We start from the raw sequence: 24,365 nt of genomic DNA, 5'->3' as shown, positions 1-24,365 counted from the left end.
GATCACAGCCGACCCATGCAAAGCTTCCGCCGCCTGTCCAAGTCCAAGCTCGGGACCGGCATCCTGATCCTGTTCCTGCTGCTTATCCTCGCCAGCTTCGCGCTCGCCGACATCAGCAACCTCAGCCAGGGCGGTTCGCTTCCCCAGACCACGCTCGCCCGCGTCGGCAAGGTCGAACTGACCGCCAACGAGCTCGACACCGCGATGCAGCGGCGCCTGGCCGTCCTGCGCCAGCAAAACCCGCAGGCGACCTACGCCGACCTCGCCCCCGAATTCGACGCCATCGTCGACTCGCTGATCCAGGAGCGGACCTTGTGGGCCTATGCCCAGAAGCACGGCTTCGTCGTTTCCAAGAAGCTGGTCGATGCCGAAATCGTCAAGCTGCCGGGCGTGCGCGGTCTCGACGGCCGCTTCAGCGAAGCCGCCTACCAGACCTTCCTCCAGCAGGAGCGGATCACTGACGCCCAGCTCCGCCGCGAGATCGAGACCAGCCTTCTGCAGCGTCTGGTCATCGCCCCGGTCGCCGCCAACGTCCGAATCGCGCAGGGCCTTGCCCGCCCCTATGCCGATATCCTGCTCGAACAGCGCAGCGGCAGCCTGGGGCTGATCCCGTTTGCCGCCTTCGCCAACGGCCCGGCCCCGACCGCGGCCGAGATTTTGACCTTCTACCGCCAGAACCTCGCCCGCTACACGGTGCCCGAACGGCGCAGCTTCCGCATGGCCCGGATCACGCCGGAACAGCTTGGACCCGTTGCCGCCACCGATGCGGAGATCGCGAAATACTACCAGGACAACCAGGCCACTTACGGCGGGGTGGAGCGGCGCGTGCTGAGCCGGGCGACCCTGCCTGATCAGGCCGCGGTCGCCGCCATCGCCGCGCGCGCCAAGGCCGGAGGCAATTTTGCCGCCGCCGCCGCGCCCGCCGGCTTCTCCGCCTCGGACGTCAGCGTCGGCCCGCAGACCCGCGCGCAGCTCGTCGCCACCGCCGGCGAAGCGGTCGCCGCTCAGGTCTTCTCGGCGCCTTCGGGGGCAGTGATCGGTCCGGTCCAGTCCTCCACCGGCTTCGACGTCATCAAGGTCGAGAGCATCCAGACGGCGTCGGGCCGCAGTCTCGCCGATGCCCGCGCCGAGATCGCCACCAAACTGACTGACGAAAAGCGCAAGAACGCGCTCGCCGACCTCGTCGGCAAGATCGAGGACAGCCTCGCCGACGGCCGCACCTTCGAAGAGGTCGCGACCGCGAACAAGCTGCCGGTGCTCGTCACCCCTGCGCTGACCCGCGCCGGTGCCGCTTTCGACCAGCCGGATTTCAAGCTTCCCGCCGACTTCGCCGCGGTCCCCGGTGCCAGCTTTGACATCGGCGCCGACGACGATCCCATCGTCGAGCCGCTGCCGAACGAGGCCGGCTTCGTACTGGTCGACGTCGCCGAAGTGGTCCCGGCCGCCCCCGCGCCGCTGGCCCGTGTCCAGGCCCAGGTCGCCACCGACTTCGCCGCCAAGCGCGCGCAGGACCAGGCCAATGCCGCCGCGACCCGCATCCTCGCCGCCGTGCAGGGCGGCAAGCCACTCGCCGCAGCGGTCGCCGAAGCCGGGATCGCCGGCATCCGCCCGCCCGAAGCGGTCGAGCTTCGCCGCGGCGCCCTCGCCCAGTTCGCCCAGCAGGGCCAGGAAGTGCCGCCCCCGCTGCGCATCCTGTTCAGCCTCGCGCCCGGCAAGGCGCAGCGCGCGGCGGGTCCGTCGGGTATCTACCTCGTCCAGCTCGACCGTGTCGTGCCCGGCAATGCCGCCACCAACCCGCAGCTGATCGCCGGCGAAGTGACCAGCCTCCAGCGCAGCGCCGGCGCCGAACTCGCCCTGCAGTGGCTGTCCGCCGCTCAGCGCGAGCTCAAGGTCACCCGCAACGACGACGCGATCCAGGCTGCCCGCAACCGCATCCTCGGCGGCGGTGGCAGCACGGAATAAGCCGCTGGCGGCACACGCGCCGGAGCACACCGTGAGCGCTGCTCAGCGGCTGCTCGTGGTCGACAATCACGACAGCTTCACCTTCACGCTGGTCGATTATTGCCGCCAGCTCGGCGCCGACGTCACCGTCGTTCAAGCCGATGCAATCACGGTGCCAGAAGCGCTGGCGCACGGCGGCACGCTGCTGATCAGCCCCGGCCCCGGCCATCCCGCAGACGCGGGGATCTCGGTAGCCCTCGCCGCCGCCTGCATCGCCGAAGCCCGGCCGCTGCTCGGCGTCTGCCTCGGCCACCAGGCGATTGCGCTCGCCGCCGGGGCCTCGATCGTCCGCGCAGCCCCGATGCACGGCAAGACCGACGCCATCACCCACGACGGCAGCGGCCTGTTCGCCGGCCTACCCGACCCGCTTGCCATGACCCGCTACCACAGCCTGGTCGCCGCCGACCTGCCATCAACCCTGCGCGCCACCGCCCAAGGCAGCGACGGGACGATCCAGGGCCTTGCCCATCAAGACGCCCCGGTGCACGGGGTGCAATTCCATCCCGAAAGTATCGCCAGCGAGCATGGCCTGCAGCTGCTCGCCAACTTCCTTCGGCTCTCGCACCGCCCCGCTTGACACCCCCGCATCCGTTCCTTAGTCGTTCCCCGTCTGTTCACTACAGGGCCCGTGAACCATGCTGACTGTCAAGCAACGCGAACTGCTCACCTACATCGACCAGCAGCTCAAGGCGTCAGGGGTCAGCCCCAGCTTCGATGAGATGCGGGAGGCGCTCGACCTTAAGAGCAAGTCCGGAGTTCACCGCTTGATCTCCGCGCTGGAGGAACGCCAGTTCATCCGCCGCCTCCCCAACCGCGCGCGCGCGCTTGAAGTGGTGCGGCTCCCCGACACGCAGGCGGCGACCTCAGCCCCGGCGACGCCACAGCCGCGCCCGGTGGTGGCGGCCAATGACACCATCGACCTGATGATGGCCGGACGGATCGCCGCCGGTACCCCGATCGAGGCGCTGCAGGGGCAAGACAGCTTCCCCGTTCCCGCCGCCCTGCTCGGACCGGGCGAGCATTATGCGCTCGAAGTGTCGGGGGATTCGATGGTCGACGAGGGCATCCTCGACGGCGACTATGTCCTGATCCGCAAGGTCGACGTTGCGCGCGAGGGGGAGATTGTGGTCGCCCTGATCGACGACGCCGAAGCCACCCTCAAGACCTTCCGCCGCGAAGGGCAAATGGTTCGTCTCGACCCCGCCAACCGCGCCCACGAAGCACAGCGCTACGACCCCCGCCGGGTCAAGATCCAAGGCAAGCTCGCTGGCCTGATCCGCCGCTATCATTGATACTCGTCGTCCCGGCGCAGGCCGGGACCTCAGCCCTCGTGAGCGCTAGGCAGCGCAACGAGGGCTGAGCCGGTTACAGCAGCCCCTCGATCACATGATGCTGCTCGATCATCTCGAGCCTTTCCACCACCCGGCACGACAGGTGGTCCCGCACCCGCGCCGGCAGTCCCTCGAAATAGCTCTGGGTCACTTGCAGATCGTGATGCGCGGCATTGGTCGCGTCGGGCGCATCGACGCCGACCACTAGCACCGGCCGCGGCTCGTTCGATCGGTTGGCGGTGCCGCGGTGGATGGTCAGGGCCGACCGCGCCGACATGTCGCCTCGCTGCGGCAGCTTCTTCACCGCTCGCTCCTCGTAGCGAGCCCATAGCGCGCGATCGGGGAACATCCCGTCCACCGCCCCCTCGATCGCGTCCCACTGCGTTCCCGGCGCGATCTCGAACGGCCCATGCTCGTCGCGGGTGTCGACCGCGGTCAGGTTGAACGCGAGACTGTTCAGCCTCCGCCCCTCCAGCGTCGCGACCGGCGCACGAAAGTCGCGGTGCCACGGCTGGTCCTCGGCGCCCGGGAACGGAATGTCGAACCCGACCTCGACGATGCGATAGTCCTTGGTCAGCACCGCCTCGCACACCGCCACGAACCACGGGTGGGTGACGATATCGACGAACCCGGCAATATCCTCGGGCGCCAATTCGACGTAGAAGCGCTGGGCCCCTCGCGGCAGCGCCCCGCCCGGTCTGTCCTCCACCCGCTCCCACACCCGCCAGATGTCGGCCGCAAGGCGGTCCGCCCACGCCGTCGTAAAGGCATCGCGGCAGGCGATGATCCCCTTGCCGTACAGGCCCCCCATGATCCCGGCTTCGTCCATGTCCATCACCGAACTTCCTCGCGAATCGCCCGCCCGTAGCTTGGCCGCGCCAGCCCGCGCCGTCACGGGGGTCGACGGCGGAACGCCGCGCCCGGTTGCCGCTTTATCTCCTCGCTCAGTGCATCAGGAGGACCCCCCATGGCCTACGACAATTACTCCGACGACGACCGCCGCGATCGCATGACCGACGACCGCTATGACCGCGATCGTCCGCGCGACCATGACCGCGTGCGCGGCTTCTTCCGTGGCGGCCGCGACGAGCGCGGCCCGTCCCGCGACGATCTCTCGCGCCGCGACGGCTCCCGCATCGCCCGCGACGACGACCATCGCGCCCGCCGCGGCGTCCCCTATGACGAGACCGGCGACCTGATTGCCTCCAGCAAGGTCGAGGGCACCCCCGTCTACGGCCGCGACGACCGGCGCCTCGGCACGGTCAAGGCGCTGATGATCGACAAGGTCCGCGGCGAGGTCCGCTACGCCGTGCTCAGCCACGCCACCGGCTTTCTCGGCCTCGACGAGGAAGTCGTCCCAGTCCGCTGGGAAGAACTCCGCTACGACGAGCGCCGCGGCGGCTACCGCGTCGACTTCACTTCGGAGGACGTCGCCTACACCATCGAAAACCGTCGCCGCGGCCGAGCCGAAGGCCGCGACCTCGACCGCGAAGGCCGCCCCCGCAGTCGCTGACGAGCTCGCCGCCTAACCCGCCTGCCCTGCCAGGGGCGGCGGGGCATTGGGTAGGAAAGGTGGTCGAGAAGCCTATCGACGCGACCGCATCAACAACTCAGTCGCAGGAAACTGCGGCATGCGAGTCTGAAAGCCTCCAATCACCCAAACCTACTTTAATCGCCCACGATCAACTCGCGTTGGCGGCAGACCTCGATCAAGGCAGCGGAGGGATCATCGGCGTTGACGATGGTGCGAACTTCTTCGGGTGTAAGCGGGACCGACTTCAGCTTCGGCGTCGACCAGTGAGCGGACGCCTTTGCGAACGGGTTGATGGTTTCGTGACGCATGACTTGGCTCCTGCCCGGTGGCCAGGTCTTAACTCCGCAAGACGCCGATGGCGCCTGAGCAAACACCCCAAAACGGATTGAAGTAAAGCCAGATTAAATCAGGACAGGAGGCCAGCCAAGTCGCTGAGGCGTTGGGCCGCGCGGTCGAGGTGCGCGGCAATGTCTGCCGGCGCCTTGGCACAATCGAGCAAATCGATCGCCTGCTGAACGAGTACGAGTGCCTGGGAGTAAACCTCGACTGAAGCGGGAGATGATTCATGAGAATGAGGAGACATAGGTACGCCTGAACAAAAAAATTTGCTCAAGGGTTATGACGTGAATCAACTATCTGGTGAAGGCGTGCTTTTAGACATGTGCCGGGAAAGGACATGCTCCAGATAATTCCGCAGCTTATCGGCGGTTTCAGGCGAAAGCTCCAATAGCGAGGATCGCGCGTCGTAGGCATTGGCCCGCTTAACGACGTGACCGAGTTCAATCAGCCGGTCGATCCAGCGCAGTGCCGTGGTCATTGGCACGCCGCTCTCGTAGCAGACCGCAGTCATCTTCATCTCATAGCCCTCCTCACCCGCGATGAAGAGCGCAAGCAGGATGTCCCAGGAGGCCTCGCCAAACAGGTCTTCACGGAAAAATAGAGTGCGTTCGGCTCGGGATGCCCTGATCCCCTTCGCCAAACGCAACAAGTGGTCGCGTTGACTCTCGATGAGTGGCTGCTCTTCTTGGTCGATCATTTCTTGCCTTATCCAGGTCAGGACCCGGAACGCTGCGTCGATGTCGCGAGCTGTGAACGCAGCGCCGTCAGCACGTAACTTACTGTTGATCACCGAAATTTGTTCCCAATCGCCATGTCCAACCGCCACCGTGCTATGGCGCCTTGTCAGTAAGACACAATGAAGTTGCCCCATGATGGCGCAATTGGCTGCGGCTAAGGCAGGCAAGCCAGGCGCTTGCCTTCCCCCGTCCCCATTCCCATCTCGCCTCTCCGCGCCATCCTTCCGTTCGTCCCGGGCGAAGTCGAGGGATTGCCTCCAGAACGAAACCGGAACACAACCACCCCATGCTGACTCACATCACCGTCAAGGGCGCGCGCGAGCATAATCTCAAGGGCGTGGATGTCTCGATTCCGCGCGACCAGCTGACGGTCATTACCGGCCTGTCGGGCTCGGGCAAGTCGAGCCTCGCGTTCGACACCATCTATGCCGAGGGCCAGCGCCGCTACGTCGAATCGCTCTCGGCCTATGCCCGCCAGTTTCTCGAGATGATGCAGAAGCCCGACGTCGAGCATATCGACGGCCTCTCGCCCGCCATCTCGATCGAGCAGAAGACCACCAGCCGCAATCCGCGCTCGACGGTCGCCACCGTGACCGAGATCTACGACTATATGCGCCTGCTGTGGGCGCGGGTCGGCATTCCCTATTCGCCCGCCACCGGGCTTCCGATCCAGGCCCAGCAGGTCTCACAAATGGTCGACCGGGTGATGGCGCTCCCCGAAGGCAGCCGCCACTTCCTGCTCGCCCCCGTCGTCCGTGGCCGCAAGGGCGAGTATCGCAAGGAGCTGCTCGAATGGCAGCGCGCCGGCTTCACCCGGGTGCGCATCGACGGCACCTTCTACGAGATCGACGACGCCCCCTCGCTCGACAAGAAGTACAAGCATGACATCGAGGTTGTGGTCGACCGCATCGTCGTGCGCGACGGCATCCAGACCCGCCTTGCCGACAGCTTCGAGACTGCGCTCAAGCTCGCCGACGGCCTCGCCTATCTCGACCCCGCCGACCCGCCCGTCGAGCCCGCCGGGACCGAGCGCACCGGCGTCGCAGAGGCGCTGGAAAAGGCCGCGGTCCGCGCCGTCCTCGCCACCAACGCGCCCCCGGGCCGGATCTGCTTCTCCGAGAAGTTCGCCTGCCCCGTCTCCGGCTTCACCATCGCCGAGATCGAACCGCGCCTGTTCTCCTTCAACGCCCCCCAGGGCGCCTGCCCGGCCTGCGACGGCCTCGGCGAGCGGCAGGAGTTCGACGAGGACCTGATCGTCCCCAACCACGATCTGACCATCGCCAAGGGCGCCGTCGTGCCCTGGGCCAAGAGCCAGCCACCCTCGCCTTATTACATGCAGGTGCTCGGCAGCCTCGCCAAGCATTACGGCTTCGACCTGCAGACCCCGTGGAAGGACCTCGACCCCGAGCACCAGCGCGCCATCCTTCACGGCACCGGCGGCAAGCCGATCACGCTGCGCTTCGTCGACGGCCGCAAGAGCTATGAGGTCAAGAAGGCGTTCGAAGGCGTCATCGGCAATCTGAACCGCCGTCTCGCCCAGACCGAAAGCGCGTGGATGAAGGAGGAGCTTTCCCGCTACCAGGCCGCCCACGCCTGCGAGACCTGCCACGGCGCCCGCCTCAAGCCCGAGGCACTGGCGGTGAAGATCGCCGGCGAGGACATCTCCATCGCCGTTCGCCGCAGCGTCGCCGACGCCTACGCCTGGTTCGGCGCGCTCGAACCCAAGCTGACGCCCCAGCATCAGGAGATCGCCCGCGCGATCCTCAAGGAGATCAACGAGCGCCTCGGCTTCCTCCACAACGTCGGGCTCGACTATCTCCACCTCGACCGCACCTCGGGCACCTTGTCCGGCGGCGAAAGCCAGCGCATCCGCCTCGCCTCGCAGATCGGCAGCGGCCTCAGCGGCGTCCTCTACGTCCTCGACGAACCCTCGATCGGCCTTCACCAGAAGGACAACGACCGCCTCCTCGAAACCCTCCAGCGTTTGAAATCGCTCGGCAACACCGTGCTGGTGGTCGAGCATGACGAGGACGCCATCCGCGCCGCCGACCATGTCATCGACATGGGCCCGGGCGCCGGGGTCCACGGCGGCGAGGTGCTCCACTCGGGCAGCCTCGAGGACCTGATGAAGCAGGAAGGCAGCCTCACCGCCGACTACCTGTCCGGCCGCCGCTCGATCCCCCTGCCCGCCAAGCGCCGCAAGGGCTCGGGCAAGAAGCTCACCGTCCACAACGCGCGCGAGAACAACCTCACCGGCGTCACCGCCTCGGTCCCGCTCGGCACCTTCACCTGCATCACCGGCGTCTCCGGCTCGGGCAAGTCGAGCTTCACCATCGACACCCTCTACGCCGCCGCCGCGCGCCACCTGAACGGCGCGCGCATCCTCGCGGGCAAGCACGACAAGGTCACCGGCCTCGACCAGCTCGACAAGGTCATCGACATCGACCAGTCGCCGATCGGCCGCACCCCGCGCTCCAACCCCGCCACCTACACCGGCGCCTTCACCCAGATCCGCGACTGGTTCGCCGGCCTCCCCGAAAGCCTCGAGCGCGGCTACAAGCCCGGGCGCTTCTCCTTCAACGTCAAGGGCGGCCGCTGCGAGGCGTGCACCGGCGACGGCCTGCTCAAGATCGAGATGCACTTCCTCCCCGACGTCTACGTCACCTGCGACGTCTGCGGCGGCGCCCGCTACAACCGCGAAACGCTGGAGGTGAAGCACAAGGGCAAAAGCATCGCCGAAGTGCTCGACATGACGGTCGAGGACGCGGTCGAGTTCTTCAAGGCCGTCCCCGGCATCCGCGACAAGATGGCGATGCTGGCCGAGGTCGGCCTCGGCTACATCAAGGTCGGCCAGCAGGCGACCACCCTGTCAGGCGGCGAGGCGCAGCGGGTCAAGCTCGCCAAGGAACTCTCCCGCCGAGCCACCGGCAACACCCTCTACATCCTCGACGAGCCCACCACCGGCCTCCACTTCGAGGACGTCCGCAAGCTGTTGGAGGTTCTTCACGCCCTGGTCGAGCAGGGCAACACCGTGGTCGTGATCGAGCACAACCTCGACGTCATCAAGACCGCCGACTGGCTGATCGACCTCGGCCCCGAAGGCGGCGTCAAGGGCGGCGAGATCGTCGCCGTCGGCACGCCGGAACAAGTCATCCAGGAACCCCGCTCGTACACCGGTCATTACCTGCGCCCGCTTATCGAGCGTGCGGTTCCGGTCGAGGAAGTCCCAACGGTGAAGAAGCGGGGTTCTGCCTCGACGCGCCAGCGAGAGACCGCTTAGCCGACTGGATCTTCGACCATGAGCACGGACGGCCATCCGGGGGATGGCTGGCCGCGCGCAATCCCACAAGGCGGCGTCAAGGGCGGCGAGATCGTCGCCGTCGGCACGCCCGAGCAGGTGGTGCAGGAGCCGCGCAGCTACACCGGCCACTACCTGCGGCCGCTGCTTGAGCGAGCAGATGGTTCGACGCAGGGGCTTGGCAACGCGGCGGAGACTGCGGCGCCGCGGTTGGGCGTGGCGCTGGCGGAGGCGCGCCTAAGCGTGGGCGGCGGAAGAAGGTGGTTGAGGTAGCTGAGTAGGTAGAAGGCAGCGTCTATCGTAACCCTTGCGCCTTTGTATACTTCTGCTGCAAACAGCCTCACAGCGCGGCAAATGTCGAGGGGACTGCTTGGTGCGAGTATTAAGCTTCCAAGTCTTCGGCTTGATGGGCCGAAGTCGTAATATCGAGCTCAATTTTCATTCTGATCTCAACATCATCACCGGCTTCAACGGGTCTGGTAAGACTACAATCTTGAAATTGCTGTGGTTTCTGTTGAGCGGAAACGTTCACATAGCCCTGAAAGAAATTCCCTTTCGCCGGTGCGTGCTTGAGACTGACGAATACACTTTATCCTTGGTGCGAGTGAGCGAGCATACATGCGAAGCTGAAATTGAAACGTCTGAAAAGAAATTGGCGTTTCAAGATGAGTTTGACAGTGATCACGAAGTGCTTTCCGATGCTCGTGACGAGGTAAAGGATTTTACTTCGAAGATCGGGAGCTCGCTATTCTTTCCAACCTTCCGCCGTCTAGAAGGTGGGTTTGGGATTGATGACCAAACGTCTGCCGCACGAAGCTCGCAATTTCCATGGGCGAGCACTACCGAGATCGGTACTCTTCAAAAAGCTGTTAGCGCGGTGTCCCGTCGATTATCCAACGGGCAACACACTTTTGTGACGTCAATTGCAACTACCGATATCAGTGAACTCATCCAAGGTAAGTACACTGACCTGTCAGAGCAGGCGAATGCAATGCAGCGCGAGATTAACGAAAGCGTTGTTCAAGATATACAGAATTACAAATCACGCAGCGATAAAAGCACTCAAGATGAGCGTGATGGAGTGGCAGCTGCTCTTTTGGACGAGGTTGGACGGCGCATCGAGAAAGTGAATGAGCGTCGCGACATTATCATGCAGCCTCTGTCTGCTATTCAACGACTTGTGATCCGGATTTTCCGACACAAGGGAATAAAGATGTCAGGTCGTGTGAGCTTTGGAGACACAGCTGACGCAATAGCGTCGGATAAATTGTCGGCCGGCGAGAAACAGATGCTTAGCTTTATCTGCTATAACGCACTCTACTCAAATTCTATCATTTTCATAGATGAGCCTGAGCTGAGTTTGCATGTAGATTGGCAGCGAACTCTGTTTCCGACTCTTGTTGGCCAGAACAAAGACAATCAATTTATCATCGCGACGCATTCACCATTTATATATAGCAAGTATCCTGAGAAAGAATTGCTGTTAGCCAGTATGCGTGGTGACGAAGATGGCACAGAAAGCTAGAATTACTGTTGACGAAGCCGTCGCTGTCACACTGAGGTCAAATCTTCCTGCGGTGCTTGCAGAAGGGAACGACGATTATCTTGCTCTTAGAATTGTCGAGGAGAATTGCTCGGACTTAGGGTTGTCCGTACTCACTCTCGGGGGGAAACTAGCTACATTAGAAGCTTGGAATCTGATTAGATCGGCTGGACGAACAGATGTTGTAGCCATTGTAGATAGGGACACGTGGTTGTTTTCTGGAACGCCAGACGAGTTTGCGTGTGACGATATTATTCTCACGAATGGATACTCAATCGAGAATGACCTCATAGAGGACTGGGATTGGCTCAGGCTTATGACTGGACCTGAGCGGGCAAGCTTCCACAGTGAGCTAGACGTTATCTGCGAATGGTTCGAAAGCCGTCTTCGCCGTCTCTTTTCCGGGGATGATGTGTCGATAGCGGATCACCCTAATCGTATTTTGATTGAACCTGAAGTGTGTCAGCAAAAAGCTTACGCGATTAGGGCAGAGTATCGCACCCGCCTTCGCGGCAAGACTTTGCTTGAGTTGGTTGTGAGGCAACTCAGCCATAAAGCTCGCGCCGCTCGACACTCAAAACGATCTCTCATGGAGACGTCAGCCGCCAATTACGGCGCCAATCTGCAGCGCATAGAATTAACTCTACGCGAGCGACTTTTCAATTCGTGATGAGCTACGCGAACATAACGAGGCCACGTTCAAACTGAAAGCGGTAGGCTGACGGGCAGCGTATTTGTCCGGACCTTTAGACGCTCTGCCGCACCCCAAACGTCCGCTCCACCCCCGCCCCAGCCATCACCCGCGCCACCACCTGCGCCAGCTCCGCCGGCCCATCGCCCGCGAACACCTCGCCATAGCCGACGCCCGCCCGCCGCAGCGCTTCCTTCTTGACCGCGTCGCGGGCGGCCGCCGCGCCCTGGTGGTGCCCCTGCCCCTGATATTCGATCGCCACCCGCGGGCGCTGGTCGGCGTCGACCAGCAGGAAGTCGACTCGCTTGGCGTTGATCGTGTTGAATGCCTCGACCGTACCGCCGTCCAGCACCTCGCCCAGGCTCACCTGCGTCCACACCCGCCAGCCGGGTTCCAGCTCCGCGACGATCGGCTCCAACGCCGCCAGCACCTTTTCCTCGCCCTTGTTGAGCAGGCGCTTGGGGCGAAATTCGGACGCCATGACGATCCGCAGCTGCTCGGCGGCATCGTTGACGTTGGCCCGGATCGGCGGCGCCGGTTCGGCGGAGCCCACCGCATAAGCCCCCGGCCCACGCCACCCCGGGGCACCTTTCCGAGGCCGCTGGTTCCACTCGCCCTTCTGCCGCCACTTGCCCCGGCCGCGGCGCGTGTTCGTCCCGAACATGCGGCTGAGCGCGGCGAACGCCGTCACACTGACGAAGACAAAGACTGCCAGCGGAACAAGATGCGGAACGGCCTGGCCTGCGCCCGTCGCCAAAATGTCCATGTAGGGATTGCTCATACGCTCCTCCTGCCACGGTAAAGTTATCCAGAAGTTGATCCGGAGCAAGAAAAGGCCGACCCGAAGTGAAGGCGAAGGAGAAACGCGACCGCACCGCCCACTAACCCCTTCGCGCCTTCCCTTCCTTCTTCGCGCCTTCGCGTGCCAAACTGCCTTCTTCTTTCAAGGCGCGAAGGCGCGAAGGAAGGAAAACCAGGCCATGCTTCACCACCGCGATCCGCTGTTATCTCCCATTCATGCGACTGATTGCCGCTTCCGCTTGTTGACTGCCTGAACTCCCCCGGCGTTCTCCGGGTCGAGACCAAGGAACAGTGTCATGCGATCCTTCGCACTTCTCGCCGCCGCCGCGGCCACCCTCGGCGCCGTCGCCGCTCCTGCCGCCGCGCAATATTACCCGCAGTCGCAGCAGACCCCGCAGCCCTATCCCGGTCAGCCCGGCTACGGTTACCCACAGCAGGGCTATCCGCAGCAGCAGGGCTATCCCCAAGGCTCCTATCCCCAGCAGCAGGGCGGGATCGCCGGCATCATCGGCCAGCTCCTCGGCGGCCGTAACTATGGCGCCACCGACCAGCAGCTGATCGGCCAGTGCGCCGCCGCCGCCCAGAACGACGTCCTGCGCCGCAACCAGGCCGCCTACGGCCAGCGGGGCTATAACCAGCAAGGCTACGGCCAGCGCGGATACAACCAGCAGCAGGCCTATGCCGCCCAGCCGCGCGTCACCGCCATCACCGCGGTCGAGCGTCGCAACCGCACCACCCTGCGGGTCACCGGCCTGATCGACAGCGGCATGACCGGCTATGCCCAGCCGCCCTATGGCAACGCCTACGGAAACAACCGCAATCAGGCCTATACGCAGGCGGGCGACATGCGCTTCAACTGCACGGTCGACGGCGCGGGCCGCGTGACCAGCCTCCGCGTTACCCGCAACCGCTGAGCACCGGGCGCGCGGCCCTACCGGGTCGCGCGCCCTCCCCTCTTTACTAGTAGGATTTCGCCTGATCTATCCTGGTCGATGGACAAGCACCGCATCGACCGCCTCTTCGATCCCACCTTCAACAGCTGCGAGAGCGAGGAGGAATTCGACCTCGCCTGGGCGATCCAGGGGCGGATCGCCCATGCGGTGAGGGACGCCAAGGCCGGGCGCGGTCCGCCGCCCAAGGCCCGCCACACCATGCTCCGCCGCCAGGCTGCCGAGCGCGATGCCGAACGGCGGCTGCGCGACCAGTACGAGTGCCGCGGCGAGGGAGCCCTCTTCACCGAGGAAGAGGACGATCCCGCCTTCATCCGCATCCGCGCCGAAACGCCGTCCGACGTCCGGGTCGATGGCTGGACCGTGTCTCGTCGCATCCTGTTCCTCGAGCTGCTGGAAGAGCATGGCAGCATCCTCGCCGCGGCCCGCGGGGTCGGCCTGTCGCGCCGCGCCGTCTATCGCCTGCTACCTCGCGCCCCGGCCTTTGCCGCCGCGTTCGAAGCCGCGATGAGCCGGGTCACCGCGACCCTTGCCGACACCTTGTTCGATCGCGCCCTGCACGGGCATGAGGTGCCGGTGATGCACGGGGGCGACGTGGTCGCGACCCGCACCGTCCATCACGACATGCTCGGCCTCTATCTCCTCCGGGTCCGCGATCCGCTCAATTACGCGCCTCCGGGCGAGGGCAGCCGCGCGCTCGCCGCCCGTGGCCTCACGCCCCTTCCCCAGCGGCAGGACCCGCCCGCACTACCCGCCACCAGTGACCTTTGTGACCTTGTTCAGGAAACTCCCGCCGGAATGGACCGCACGGCGACCGGTCACCCCGACCCCGATGGTGCCGGAACGGGACACATGGCTGGCAAAAGCTGATCCGCGCGGCGACCGGCCAAGCCCTTGCGATTGTTTTATAGTTAAAAACAAGTTAATAATCGGATTATCGAGTCGCGTGTTGGGCACCGACCCGGTCTAGTTCAAGGGGAAAACACATGCGCCGTCTGATGCTCTCTGCACTCGCAAGTGCAGCTATCGCTACTGCCACGATCGCCACGCCGGCTCAGGCGACGATCACCATCACGACCGATCAGCAGACCGGCCAGGGGGCGATCGTCCTGCTGCCGGTCAACCAGACGGGCACTCAGGTGATGGGCGAGACCCAGGCCGGCTACAAACTCAACTTCACCAGCACCCAGCAGATCACCACCCCGGCCAATGGCCAGGCGCGGATCCAGGCGGTCACTGGCGATCTCAACAACATCCTCATCACTGCCGCTGACGGTGGATCGTTCGAATTCATCGAATTCAACCTGTTCAGCGGCAGCGGCGCCAACCTGGTGGCCACCATCACCGGCCTCGACCAGTTCGGCAATGCCTACTCCTACGTCTTCGGTGACGACGCTCGGGAGAATGTCAGCGGTGAGAACTTCTTTTTCGCTGCTACCGACACGCTGCAGTCGATCAAGTCGATCGGCTTCACCAGCACCGGTGGTGGTTTTGCCGACATCCGTCAGATCCGGGTCGGGCCCGGCGCCATCGCGGCCGTTCCGGAGCCGGGCACCTGGGCGTTGATGCTGATCGGCTTCGGCGGGATCGGCGCTTCGCTGCGCCGTCGTCGCGCCCGGCAGATTCCGCAGTTCGCCTGACGCTTTCGCCGCAAGGCGGTCGCGCGTGAAGATGGCTCAGCCGAAAGGCTGGGCCATTTTCATTGGTGGTCCTTGTCGATCCCGGCCCACGACCTGCCGCCGAGTCGCCAAGGCACCTCGACACAACCACCATCGCTGGGTTCTTAAGAGGGAAATGGCGCGCCCGGAACGATTCGAACGTCCGACCCTCAGATTCGTAGTTTGGGAGAATAGTTGTGGGCCGAGGTAACGCTACGTAATTCTACCTTACTTTACCTCACAAAGTCAGACACTTAGCCACTTGATAGTTTGTTACAGATAACGGAGGGTTCTTCCTGAGTGTTAGAAATACGGTAGGAAACTAGCTCATGGCCAAGCTGTCTAAGACGTTCGTGGAGAAGGTGCAGCCACCCGCCACGGGGCACGAGGTCCATTGGGACGGGGGGCACGACCGGGCCGTGAAGGGCTACGGCCTACGGGTGTCCAGCCTGGGCAAACGCGTCTTCATCGTGTCGGGCCGGGTACGTGGTAAGCAACTCCAGTACACCGTCGGACCATTCGGCCAGCTCACCGAGGACGAAGCCCGCTCGAAGGCTCGTACCATCCTCCAGCAGATGCGGGAGGGCATTGACCCCCGCGACGTGAAGAAGGCCGACGAGGCTGCCAAGATCACCTTGGCCGAAGTCTGCAAGCAGTACGTCTCCCGGCCGGGCAAGCTGAAGGACAGCAGCAAGGCCGAAATTGAGCGGCATGTGGCCAAGGTCTTTGCCGATTGGCAGCACAAGCCCATTGCCGAGATCACCGAGGCCCAAGTCCGTAAGCGGTACCGCGAGATGGCGACCAAAGGTCTGACCGGAAAGCCAGCGCCGGGGCAGGCCAACATTTCGATGACCACGCTCCGCAGTCTGATCAACTACGCCGCAAGGCAGTTCAAGAAAGCGGACGGCTCCCCGCTCATCACGCACAACCCCGTCTCGGCACTCCGCGATGACTGGATCCAGCTAAAGCCCCGCACCCGCGACGTGGACACCCGCAAGGTCGGCGAGGTCTGGCACATGCTGACCACGCTCAGGGCCGACCTGATCGCCGCCCAGCAGCGGGAAGACGGTAGGGTGAACCCGCAGGACGCCGACAAGCAAGCTGGCGTGGACCTAGCCTTGTTTCTGCTGCTCACCGGTGCCCGGCGCAACGAGGGCGCGAAGCTGGAATGGAAGAACGTCAACCTTGAGGAGGGCTGGTTCCACCTCCCCGACCCCAAGAACGCCAACCCGGTGTGGATACCGCTGTCGGTACAGGCCAAGGCGCTACTGTCCGCCCGCCCCCGCGTTCGGGGCAACCCCTACGTATTCGCTACCCGTAGCAAGGCCGGACACGTGGTGGACACCCGTGCGCCACTGACCCGTGTAAGCGAAATTGCCGGTCAGACGCTGTCCGCTCACGATTTACGCCGCACGTTTGTGTCGGTGGCTGTGACTGTGTGCAACGTCGATCTCTATCGCGTCGAGTTGCTCACCAACCATGTTCCCCGCTCAGTCACTACCCGCCACTATTTGCAGACCTCGCGGCTTCAATACTTGCAACCCGAAGTGGAACGGATTGGCACGTGGATGGAGGACCAGGGCCGCATTGCCGAGGCCAAGGCCAGCGGCGGTAACGTGGTGACCCTTAGGGCCTAGGCACCCTTCTTGATGCGGAGCGGGTAGTACCATCCCTTGGCCCGCCGCGTCTTGGCCGAGATCGATCCAAGCATCCTACCGAAGCGGGTCTCCGTAGCCGCGACCTCTCGGGAGAGTCCTCGTGCCGCCCGATTGCTCCCGTACCTAACCACATGCCGCAGGTAGCTTTCGTAGAGCTCTGATGCACGGGTCCACTCAGAAGGCCGTTCCGCCGAAAGAAGGCATCGACGAACCCAATCGTCGAAGGCTTCGCTTCGCAGCGCTGCTCCTAGCTGGTCCGCCTTTTTCCGAGCCGTCTGCAACTTGCTTGCCGCTGCTTCAATGGGCGCTTCGGCGTGGGACCGATCAACCTCTCTGTCAGTGGCAAAGGGCGGTGGTGCAGACTGCGCAGTGATTGCGATGCGATCAGGCGCGGGCTCGCTCGCCGGAAGCATCGGCAGAGCGCCAGGGCGTGGCTTCGGACGTGTCGGCGGAGCGGGATGCATGGTGTGTATAGTTCAACCATACATACCCTGCATCAGATTGGAAGAGCGCGGGCGGTCCCCACAGAGGCGGCGCTTAGAAGTGATGCTGTAGAGAACAGGCAACTTCCAGTAAGCGTAGCCGACCCGATATAACAGATAGCGTTGTGCTACCAAAAACAACTTGGCATAGTTTGGGTGCCAGCAAGGTCTCTGATCACTGGTCCCGGTAGTACCAGGCGTTAGGAGGGTCTGGTAAGCTCCACTGTTCGCGGCACGTCTGCGGCGGTCCCGGTGATGTACCCGAGTAACGGTCGGGACATACTCGTCGAAAGGGCTCACCGTGCCCCAGCAATCCTTCGAAGAACTTTGTGAACTGTTCGCCTACCAGCCCAAAGGCCGCCCACTCGACAGTGAGGAAGCAGCCGAAGTGCTCCGTATTCACCCCGGCACCATGGCCCAGTACCGCCTACGTGGTGAGGGTCCGCGCTTCTTCAGCCCGCCTGGTACTCGCCGGGTCTGGTACGCTGAGAAGGACCTGCTCGCGTGGATCGCCTCGGGCGCGAAGCGCAGCACCAGCGAGACGGTTGCGGCCTAAGCCGCCCCACAAATCCGATACGTGACGGACAGGCCCGAAAAGGTGAGTCTGATGAGCGACTTATGTCTGCTCACGGCAAGTCTTCGACCGTAGTTCTCACATAGCTCAAAGAAAAAGCGGCGGAGTGGACGCTAACCACACTCCACCGCTTCTTAGGAAGCAACCTCAACAATGGAACCTATACCCCCAAGCTTTTGCGCTGGACAGCCCATGCAACCACTCCCTCAAGGACGGAGTGTTCGACATGGTTGATTTCGCAGACTTCGGTGCCAATGACATCGACGAACGCCGCCTACCCAAGCCGCGACCGCTTTGCGAGGAGATGCAACCGGAGCCGTATCCGCTCTGGGAAATACCTGCACTGATCCGCGACGCCGTCGAGGAAGTCGCAAGCTACGTGCAGCCGCCCGTTGCAATGGTCGCCGCATGCGCGCTGACAGCGGTCTCAACAGCCGTCCAGACGGGTTTTGGCGTTCGCCGGGACTCCGCCCTCTCCGGCCCCGCCACGCTCTACTTGCTCACGGTTGCAGAGAGCGGTGAACGCAAGTCGACAGTAGATAGCATTTTTATCCAGCCCGTGCGGGACTGGGAAGCTGAACAACGCAAGCTCTACAGCAGGCGGCGCGCTGAATACAAAGCGCAGCTAGAAGATTGGGAGAAGCAGGGTGAGGAGCTGCAGGCCAACATCACCTCCGGTTTCATCAACCCGCAGAACTTCGAAATCGACCCGCGAACGTCGCACGCTCTCGGAAGGCCTACGGAGCCGCAATTAGTCCGTGTTCTGCGGAAAAACGACACCACCGAAGCGTTGATTGCCGCTCTCGATAAATATCCAGTTGCTACAATCGCTAGCGCCGAAGCGGGCACAATCTTCGGTTCGCATAGCATGAAAGCGGAATCGGTCACCGCTAACCTCGCGCTTGCAAACGAGATGTGGGACGGCGGAGTTATAGACAAGAGCACTGTGGGCGCAGGGGAAGTAAGGGTCGAGGGCATGAGGGTGACGATGGGCCTTCAAGTGCAACCCTCGGTGCTGCAAAACTTCGTAGACAAGACAGGGGGGCTAGCGAGGGGCATCGGCTACTTTGCCCGGTTCCTGTTCTGCCAGCCCGAAACTACCCAGGGCACCCGCATGTACAAGGAGCCTCCAGCGGCCCGACCCGCCTTGGCAGCTTTCTGCCAGAGAATGACCACGCTGTTGTCCATTGAAGCCGAGTTCGACGAGTACGACCGGCTAGAGACACAGATGCTGGCCTTCGACGCCGACGCTCAGAAGTCTTGGATCGCCTTCTACGACGAGGTGGAGGAGAAGCTTAACTACGAAGACGAGTACGGCAGCATTCGCGACGTTGCGAGCAAGGCAGCCGATAACGCCGCTCGACTTGCCTGCTGCTTTCACGTCTTCGCCAACGGCCCTAGCCACCCCATAGCCCGCGACAGCGTGTTGGGTGCTTGTGCCTTGATGCGCTGGTATCTCGACGAGGCAGTCCGCTTCTGCGGTAAAGCCGCGGCGGCTCCGGAGATTGCAGACGCTCAGATGCTCGAAGAATGGTTGGTGAAGGAAACTAAGAAGCGGGCGCGTGCCGGTACGGATCAAAGCCTCGTCATCTCCGTCAACCAGATAAGACGGACTGGGCCGAGCCAATTGCGAAAGGCTCGGACAGGGCGTTTAGAAGACGCGGTAGACATTCTTGCCGATCACCACAGAGTACTTGTGCAAGGGCGGACGGGAAAAAAGGGCCGGGACATAATATTGCGCTCCGAGGTCCTGCGAGAGTACATGCAGTGATGCAAATCCGGGGGCTAATCGTCGCTAATCGTCGCTACGGTTTTCGGGATCGTCGCTACGATCGTCGCTGGCACTAACCACAGAATACCGGTCTTTTCCGGTCATCGTCGCTATCGTCGCGGGCTAAACAGGGCCGTGGACGGTGAAAGTCACCATTGGAGAGTCGCTGGTCGTGTCAAAGAATAGGTATCTCCTCCTCCCGTGGCGGAGGAGATACCAGTCCAAGCCCCCCAACACCTCAAAACCGCGACGATAGCGACGATAGCTCACCAGCCACAGAAAACCCACGTTCTTGCCGTCGCTAACCCCCGCTACGGTTGGCGACTTTAGCGACGATGGCCTAGGCGCAACTAACCGGGCGCAGCACCGTGGTCATCAGAAGGGTACACCGTGGTCCCTCGCCTCCTGTAGTCGCGGCGCAGTGCGGGTGTCCGCCTCAAGCAAGCTGTCGATCTCTTTCGCGATTTGCTCGGCAGTCCGACTGCGGCGGGGCAACGCTTGGTGCTTGCCAATGAAGCCTGTTGGATCCTCCCCATACTTAAAGGAGATCACCTTGGTGCTGCGGCCCAGGGCGAACCCGACTTCCTGCTGCGTCCAGTACGATTTGGAGAAGCCCGGCGTGTGAACCGCCACCATCGCGTCCATGGTCTGTAACGCCCGCTCTATCTCGTCTTGCCAAGCGAGCGTAGGCTGTATGTCTTCGTGCGCCACAAACCCGGCGATGTCGTAAAGTGACAGAGCGTCCTTTAACCGTGTGGCAATTAGCTTGTCGGCGCTGAGGTGCGAGATGAAGAGCCGGAAGTCTTTCGTGTCCTTCCAGTTCGCGGGCGGCTCGCTCACGCCTGAATTCCCAGCTGAAGCATTAAACAGACCCAATTCGTCAGCTACATGGAGGAGGTCTTTTTCGGACACGTCACCCAAGACCTGTTTGACGTAGATGCGCTTGCTGCTGCCGTAGTCGAAGTGCATCGTGCTTATGTCGAGCGCCCGTAAGAAGACATCGATCTCGGAAAATGTGTAACGGCGCTGAAGCTCGGTGCCGATCTTCTCCAGCAGGTCCATCCGTTCGGTTGCGCGCATTCCTCAACGATAGGGCTGCGACGACAAAACGGAACCCCCCGGACAAGCGTGGTCATAGCCGCCGAATAGCCGCCCCACAGATACGCAATCAGCGGTGGCGACACAGCTTAGACGCCGTAGAGTTGATGTAAGACACGGATAACACAAAGAAAAACCAAAATAACAGGAGCACTGACTCAAAGGGCTGCGGTAGGTTTCTAACACATACCGAACATGATCAGCCTTGGAGCACCTAAAGTGGCCGACAATATCGACGTTAGAGTCAGCGTGAGCTTGGACCCAGAGAACTTGCGTCTGGACGAGGGCTACAATGACGAGACCGCCCAATTTGTGGGTAGCGTGGTGAACGCCTTCAACGACGCATACGTCACCCTCGGAAAAGTCCACGATCTTCGAGAGCTTTGGCTGGCGAACCCTGCTGTGACCAAAGAGGGTGCCGTGGTCATTGTCGCCAAGGAAGCCGAGAAGCACCGCGACCGCGTTCTCGGTCGCTTCGATAAGGCGGCGCGGGACCTTGCAGCCAACATCGAGCACACCGAGAAGCAACTCATGGAGCCACTGCGCGAGCAGGCGGGCTTGGGCTCACTTAATGGTGAGGTTCGCGCTTACGTTCGTGGCCTACAGCGCAAGGAACGCGAAGCCTTCATGCGGCAAGCGTTCGAACAGGGCGACGAAGCCACGCTGCTGGCAATTCTTGGCGCTCAGAGTTTCCTCAGCGGGCTGACCAAGCTCGACCAAGACTACTTCCTTCGCGAGTACCACACGCAGAAGCGCCCTGACTTGGTGCGGCGGCTGGACGTCATGCGCAAGTTCGAGAAGCGGCTCCACGCCGCTGCTCCAATTCTACGGGCGCAGTTTGCCAAAGCTATCGGTGAGCAGCCCGGCGTCGTGGCCCACCTCCAGCGGGCAAACGAGCAGGCGCTGGCCGCGCTCAAGATCGAGCCCACGGCGTAAGCCTGATCTCCAACTGAAAAGAACAGGACACCCTGTGACCCAGCATATACCCCCACCGTGGCTCACCGGGCCGCCGTCCGCGCCGATACCGTCCGCGCCGGTCCAGACACCCACAACCGCTCCGGAACGCGCTGGACGGTGGGTTAAAGGCCAAAGCGGCAACCCGGCTGGACGCCCTCCCGGTCGACCTGATCCGCGCACGAAGATCACCCGCGCTCTGATGGACGAGGGCGTGGAGATCGCCCGTGTGGTCACAGCCGCCGCAAAGGACGGCGACCTACAGGCCGCGTCGTTGGTGCTCCTCCCGCATCGCCCCAGCGCTCCGGCCCGAGGCTCCCGCAGTGGAGTTCAACTTCAACCCGCAGGCCAGCACGTCGCAGCAGGTCGAGGCAATCCTTGCGGCCATGGCTGAGGGCTCGGTGCCCGTGGACCTGGGCAAGCAGCTGATCGAGGCCGTCCGGGCGCTGGCGGACGTGCGGGCAGTCGAAAACTTGGAGGAGCGCGTTGCAGCGCTCGAGCAGAAGGAGGCACGCTGATGCCCGTCTACAAGACTGCAAACAACAAGGTCGTCGCCGACGAGCCCGAAGCCGACGACCTGTTCGTCCAAGTCGTATGGCACGGTCCCCATGAGGATGGTCGCCACATGGTCGGCTTTGAGGGACCCATAGAGCCCATCGCCGAATACCAGCGCACCATTGAGTGGGCGGTGAGCATGGCCGAGTACATGCGGTTCCCGCTCTACGTGGTCCCGCTCCGGATACAGGACGCATTGAAGACCGAACGCATGAAGCGGGCTGTCGAGCGGCTGACCGATCAAGAGCGTGGGGAACTGCGCCGCATGATTGTTGCCCGGCTCGCGGAGGTTATGCGCGACTGCGACGACCCAGACTTGCGGGCAGACGCCTACGACCAGCTCCTCGAACTGAAGGTGATCCGCCTGTGACCCACAATCCCGAAAACGCCCGCCTAGCTGACGACCCCCTTAAGGTACGTCGCGCAGCCGAGATTGTCCGTCAGCGCGAGATCGAAGAGGGCTTGCAGCGCCGACACGTAGCAGAAGCCGAGTATGCGCGGCTGTACGCAGCGCACAACTTCGCTCTTGCACTACGCCTCGGCAAAGCCACCAGGGGCTGACCACGTGTCCGCCCGATCCATGCTTGCGCGTGTCCGGCGTTTGGAAGCAGCGCGGGCTCCCGGCTCACCGTTCGTACGCGAGTGGGGCAGCTTCGATGCCTTCGCGGCTTGGGCGGAGGCTAAGGTTGTCGCGGGCGAGTTCGGCACTGAGGTCCGCATGGTTGTGCATTGCTTCGCCCGCTGGGAGCGCGACGGACACTGGGAGTTGGGAAGGTGAACGCCGTCCCAGAATGGTTAGCCAACTGGCGCAATGGGGTGGTCCCTACCAAGCCGCCAACGCCGCCCAGGGCTGCCCCCGCGCCCCGTCCTGCCACTGAGCCCCGTCCGGACCGGCTAGGGTTCTCTGAGCCGCAGGAATGGCCGGACGACCGTGGAAAGCGCAGGGAGGTAGTGCTGGACCATGATCACAACCCGCCGCGTATGGTGAGGCGTGTCGGCTGGCTTCGCTGTATGCGTTGCCGCAAGCCGTTCTTCAGCGCTGATGTGGTCAGGCTTAGGCTGTGCTCGGGCGAATGGGGCTGCCGAAGGAGGGACGACGTACACGTTAGCTAACGGCTGACGAGGGTCCCAGCACTTGTGGCCACAACAAAGAAGGGACCCAGCATTAGCTGAGTCCCTTCTGCAAAACTGAAGTCTCTAGATGCCTTAAGCCATCTGCATCAACTTGGCCGTGCTGCGACGACGATTACGACGCATGCTCGCCCCGATTGCGCCAAAGCCGAGCAACATCATTGCCCAGGTTCCGGGTTCTGGAACAGCGGTCATGGTCACACCACCGAGACGGACCTGCCGAAGATCAACGACGCCCGTGCCGTTCGTGTCAAATCCGATGGAAGTGATGCGATCGCCGGCGGTTGCTTGAAAGCCAAAGAAGTTCTGGCCATTGCCGAGCAAAAATGGACTGCTCGTAGTGGCAACCCCATTGACGAAGATGGTCACCGAAGTGGTGCCGGCCAGAGCGTTGAAGAGGTTAAATTCTGCCGAGGTGAATGAGCCACCACCCGTTAGAAATATCGTAGCGGCATCCAAGGACCCGTCAGTTGCGGCGAAACGAGCCTGGCCGTTTGAGTCCATCGATGAGAGAGTTTCCGTCCCGGCAAGCGGCGCACCCGACCGAACACTTACCGAGGTTCGGGTCTGGTTCGTGGTTCCCATAACCGTGGTGCCGGTCATGTTGGTCGTGGAAAGTACGTTCTCGTCAGGCTGCACGGCGCCCGGAGACGGCGTGACGATAATGGCAGCGCTTGCCGGAGTGGCAAGAGCGAGGGCCGCTCCTGCTGCGGCCAGGGTCATCAGCGTCTTCATAGCGATCGTCCTTACGCGTTACACGTTGGCCCCTGTGGTAAGCACGACTCCGGGCAGTGACGAACGTTCCCATGGTTTAAAAATATAGTTAACCGCCCGCGATTATGTGACGTTTAAGTGACGAATCTATTCTTTGCCTGAGCTAGTGGATAGTCGCCTGGCCACTGTTCAGCGTCGATCTAAGTGGCGCCACCATGTAAGCTTTCATCCCATAAAGACCTAAGCTCGCGCGCCATGGGTAAGATGCTGACGCTTCCCCGGTGCGGCTTAGCAAGGCACCAACATGATTCGTTAGACTTACGGTAGAACACGTGGGCAGAGGCTCGGCGGCACCCGCAAGGGCCACCACCAAGTGCTTGTATTTGCTAAGGAAAATTGGCGCGCCCGGAACGATTCGAACGTCCGACCCTCAGATTCGTAGTCTGATGCTCTATCCAGCTGAGCTACGGGCGCTTGCCGAGGGCGGCGTCTAGAGGCAGGTGACGCAGTGCGCAACCCCTTGTTGCGATGCTTGTCGCTGTTAG

At 62.8% G+C, this 24,365-nt stretch carries 24 protein-coding genes and 1 tRNA gene; 18 read left to right on the top strand and 7 right to left on the bottom strand.

What is annotated here, in order from left to right; genetic code table 11:
- Nucleotides 1–15 precede the first annotated feature (15 nt).
- The 3 genes from M1K48_RS01000 to lexA are packed head-to-tail and all read left to right on the top strand — an operon-like array spanning nt 16 to nt 3,293.
- The gene (locus M1K48_RS01000; protein ID WP_249504036.1) at nt 16–1,962 is read left to right on the top strand and encodes a peptidylprolyl isomerase; all 1,947 of its coding nucleotides are present in this window, start codon (nt 16–18) and stop codon (nt 1,960–1,962) included.
- A gap of 31 nt (nt 1,963–1,993) precedes the next feature.
- Nucleotides 1,994–2,578, top strand: coding sequence for an anthranilate synthase component II (locus tag M1K48_RS00995; RefSeq protein ID WP_249504035.1), 585 nt, complete (start codon nt 1,994–1,996; stop codon nt 2,576–2,578).
- Nucleotides 2,579–2,636: 58 nt separating this feature from the next.
- Nucleotides 2,637–3,293, top strand: a complete 657-nt coding sequence (lexA, locus tag M1K48_RS00990) for a transcriptional repressor LexA (protein WP_249504034.1) — start codon at nt 2,637–2,639, stop codon at nt 3,291–3,293.
- A 73-nt stretch (nt 3,294–3,366) separates the two neighbouring features.
- Here the strand turns inward: lexA and M1K48_RS00985 are convergent, their stop codons facing one another.
- On the bottom strand, nt 3,367–4,167 hold the full coding sequence (locus tag M1K48_RS00985; RefSeq protein ID WP_249504033.1) for a phytanoyl-CoA dioxygenase family protein: 801 nt from the start codon (nt 4,165–4,167) through the stop codon (nt 3,367–3,369).
- 132 nt (nt 4,168–4,299) lie between these two features.
- On the opposite strand from M1K48_RS00985, the gene M1K48_RS00980 reads away from it, so the two are divergent.
- Nucleotides 4,300–4,845: a PRC-barrel domain-containing protein gene (locus M1K48_RS00980; protein WP_249504032.1), complete on the top strand. Its 546-nt coding sequence runs from the start codon at nt 4,300–4,302 to the stop codon at nt 4,843–4,845.
- Nucleotides 4,846–5,000: 155 nt separating this feature from the next.
- On the opposite strand, the gene M1K48_RS00975 is transcribed toward M1K48_RS00980, so the two are convergent.
- Entirely contained in the window at nt 5,001–5,174 is a 174-nt protein-coding gene (locus M1K48_RS00975; protein WP_249504031.1) for a hypothetical protein, read from the bottom strand.
- Between the two features lie 320 nt (nt 5,175–5,494).
- A complete protein-coding gene (locus M1K48_RS00970) occupies nt 5,495–6,031 on the bottom strand; it encodes a MarR family winged helix-turn-helix transcriptional regulator (RefSeq protein ID WP_249504030.1) in 537 nt (178 codons plus the stop codon).
- Nucleotides 6,032–6,228: 197 nt separating this feature from the next.
- On the opposite strand from M1K48_RS00970, the gene uvrA reads away from it, so the two are divergent.
- The 4 genes from uvrA (at nt 6,229) to M1K48_RS00950 (ending at nt 11,453) form a co-directional block, all read left to right on the top strand.
- A complete protein-coding gene (uvrA, locus tag M1K48_RS00965; protein WP_249504029.1) occupies nt 6,229–9,222 on the top strand; it encodes an excinuclease ABC subunit UvrA in 2,994 nt (997 codons plus the stop codon).
- An 18-nt stretch (nt 9,223–9,240) separates the two neighbouring features.
- Nucleotides 9,241–9,513: a hypothetical protein gene (locus M1K48_RS00960; protein ID WP_249504028.1), complete on the top strand. Its 273-nt coding sequence runs from the start codon at nt 9,241–9,243 to the stop codon at nt 9,511–9,513.
- Nucleotides 9,514–9,613: 100 nt separating this feature from the next.
- On the top strand, nt 9,614–10,765 hold the full coding sequence (locus M1K48_RS00955) for an AAA family ATPase (protein ID WP_249504027.1): 1,152 nt from the start codon (nt 9,614–9,616) through the stop codon (nt 10,763–10,765).
- Nucleotides 10,749–11,453 (top strand): hypothetical protein, encoded by a 705-nt coding sequence (locus M1K48_RS00950; protein ID WP_249504026.1) that lies wholly within the window; start codon nt 10,749–10,751, stop codon nt 11,451–11,453. Before M1K48_RS00955 ends, M1K48_RS00950 begins: the two co-directional genes overlap by 17 nt.
- Before the next feature lie 76 nt (nt 11,454–11,529).
- Here M1K48_RS00950 and M1K48_RS00945 read toward each other — a convergent pair whose 3' ends face one another.
- Nucleotides 11,530–12,255, bottom strand: a complete 726-nt coding sequence (locus tag M1K48_RS00945; RefSeq protein WP_249504025.1) for a DUF2726 domain-containing protein — start codon at nt 12,253–12,255, stop codon at nt 11,530–11,532.
- Nucleotides 12,256–12,571: 316 nt separating this feature from the next.
- On the opposite strand from M1K48_RS00945, the gene M1K48_RS00940 reads away from it, so the two are divergent.
- The 6 genes from M1K48_RS00940 to M1K48_RS00915 all read left to right on the top strand — a co-directional run bounded on the left by M1K48_RS00940 (nt 12,572) and on the right by M1K48_RS00915 (nt 19,368).
- Nucleotides 12,572–13,189 carry a hypothetical protein gene (locus M1K48_RS00940; RefSeq protein ID WP_249504024.1) on the top strand — a complete coding sequence of 206 codons (618 nt, stop codon included), beginning with the start codon at nt 12,572–12,574 and terminating at the stop codon, nt 13,187–13,189.
- 78 nt (nt 13,190–13,267) lie between these two features.
- A complete protein-coding gene (locus tag M1K48_RS00935) occupies nt 13,268–14,095 on the top strand; it encodes a hypothetical protein (RefSeq protein WP_249504023.1) in 828 nt (275 codons plus the stop codon).
- Between the two features lie 116 nt (nt 14,096–14,211).
- A complete protein-coding gene (locus tag M1K48_RS00930; protein ID WP_249504022.1) occupies nt 14,212–14,865 on the top strand; it encodes a PEPxxWA-CTERM sorting domain-containing protein in 654 nt (217 codons plus the stop codon).
- Nucleotides 14,866–15,212: 347 nt separating this feature from the next.
- Nucleotides 15,213–16,520, top strand: coding sequence for a tyrosine-type recombinase/integrase (locus M1K48_RS00925; protein ID WP_249504021.1), 1,308 nt, complete (start codon nt 15,213–15,215; stop codon nt 16,518–16,520).
- Between the two features lie 804 nt (nt 16,521–17,324).
- Complete coding sequence (locus M1K48_RS00920; protein ID WP_249504020.1) at nt 17,325–17,579, top strand: helix-turn-helix transcriptional regulator; 255 nt, start codon at nt 17,325–17,327, stop codon at nt 17,577–17,579.
- Between the two features lie 244 nt (nt 17,580–17,823).
- Nucleotides 17,824–19,368: a YfjI family protein gene (locus tag M1K48_RS00915; RefSeq protein WP_249504019.1), complete on the top strand. Its 1,545-nt coding sequence runs from the start codon at nt 17,824–17,826 to the stop codon at nt 19,366–19,368.
- Nucleotides 19,369–19,743: 375 nt separating this feature from the next.
- Here the strand turns inward: M1K48_RS00915 and M1K48_RS00910 are convergent, their stop codons facing one another.
- Nucleotides 19,744–20,448: a toll/interleukin-1 receptor domain-containing protein gene (locus M1K48_RS00910; RefSeq protein WP_249504018.1), complete on the bottom strand. Its 705-nt coding sequence runs from the start codon at nt 20,446–20,448 to the stop codon at nt 19,744–19,746.
- Nucleotides 20,449–20,685: 237 nt separating this feature from the next.
- Here M1K48_RS00910 and M1K48_RS00905 point away from each other — a divergent pair, with 237 nt between their 5' ends.
- Genes M1K48_RS00905 through M1K48_RS00895 form a run of 4 tightly spaced genes read left to right on the top strand, consistent with a single transcriptional unit; the run spans nt 20,686 to nt 22,345 of the window.
- Entirely contained in the window at nt 20,686–21,402 is a 717-nt protein-coding gene (locus M1K48_RS00905; protein WP_249504017.1) for a hypothetical protein, read from the top strand.
- A complete protein-coding gene (locus M1K48_RS14365; protein ID WP_406696940.1) occupies nt 21,320–21,814 on the top strand; it encodes a DUF5681 domain-containing protein in 495 nt (164 codons plus the stop codon). The genes M1K48_RS00905 and M1K48_RS14365 overlap by 83 nt, the downstream gene beginning before the upstream one ends.
- The gene (locus tag M1K48_RS00900; RefSeq protein ID WP_249504016.1) at nt 21,744–21,938 is read left to right on the top strand and encodes a hypothetical protein; all 195 of its coding nucleotides are present in this window, start codon (nt 21,744–21,746) and stop codon (nt 21,936–21,938) included. The genes M1K48_RS14365 and M1K48_RS00900 overlap by 71 nt, the downstream gene beginning before the upstream one ends.
- Nucleotides 21,938–22,345, top strand: a complete 408-nt coding sequence (locus M1K48_RS00895) for a hypothetical protein (protein ID WP_249504015.1) — start codon at nt 21,938–21,940, stop codon at nt 22,343–22,345. Before M1K48_RS00900 ends, M1K48_RS00895 begins: the two co-directional genes overlap by 1 nt.
- A gap of 836 nt (nt 22,346–23,181) precedes the next feature.
- On the opposite strand, the gene M1K48_RS00890 is transcribed toward M1K48_RS00895, so the two are convergent.
- Nucleotides 23,182–23,841, bottom strand: a complete 660-nt coding sequence (locus M1K48_RS00890; RefSeq protein WP_249504014.1) for a PEPxxWA-CTERM sorting domain-containing protein — start codon at nt 23,839–23,841, stop codon at nt 23,182–23,184.
- A gap of 376 nt (nt 23,842–24,217) precedes the next feature.
- Nucleotides 24,218–24,294: transfer RNA gene (locus M1K48_RS00885), tRNA-Arg, on the bottom strand.
- Nucleotides 24,295–24,365: the final 71 nt, after the last annotated feature.

It is taken from the genome of Sphingomonas glaciei, assembly GCF_023380025.1.
Lineage (GTDB): Bacteria > Pseudomonadota > Alphaproteobacteria > Sphingomonadales > Sphingomonadaceae > Sphingomicrobium > Sphingomicrobium glaciei.
Note: the sequence above shows the minus strand (reverse complement) of the source record. Positions and strands in the feature narration are given on the sequence as shown.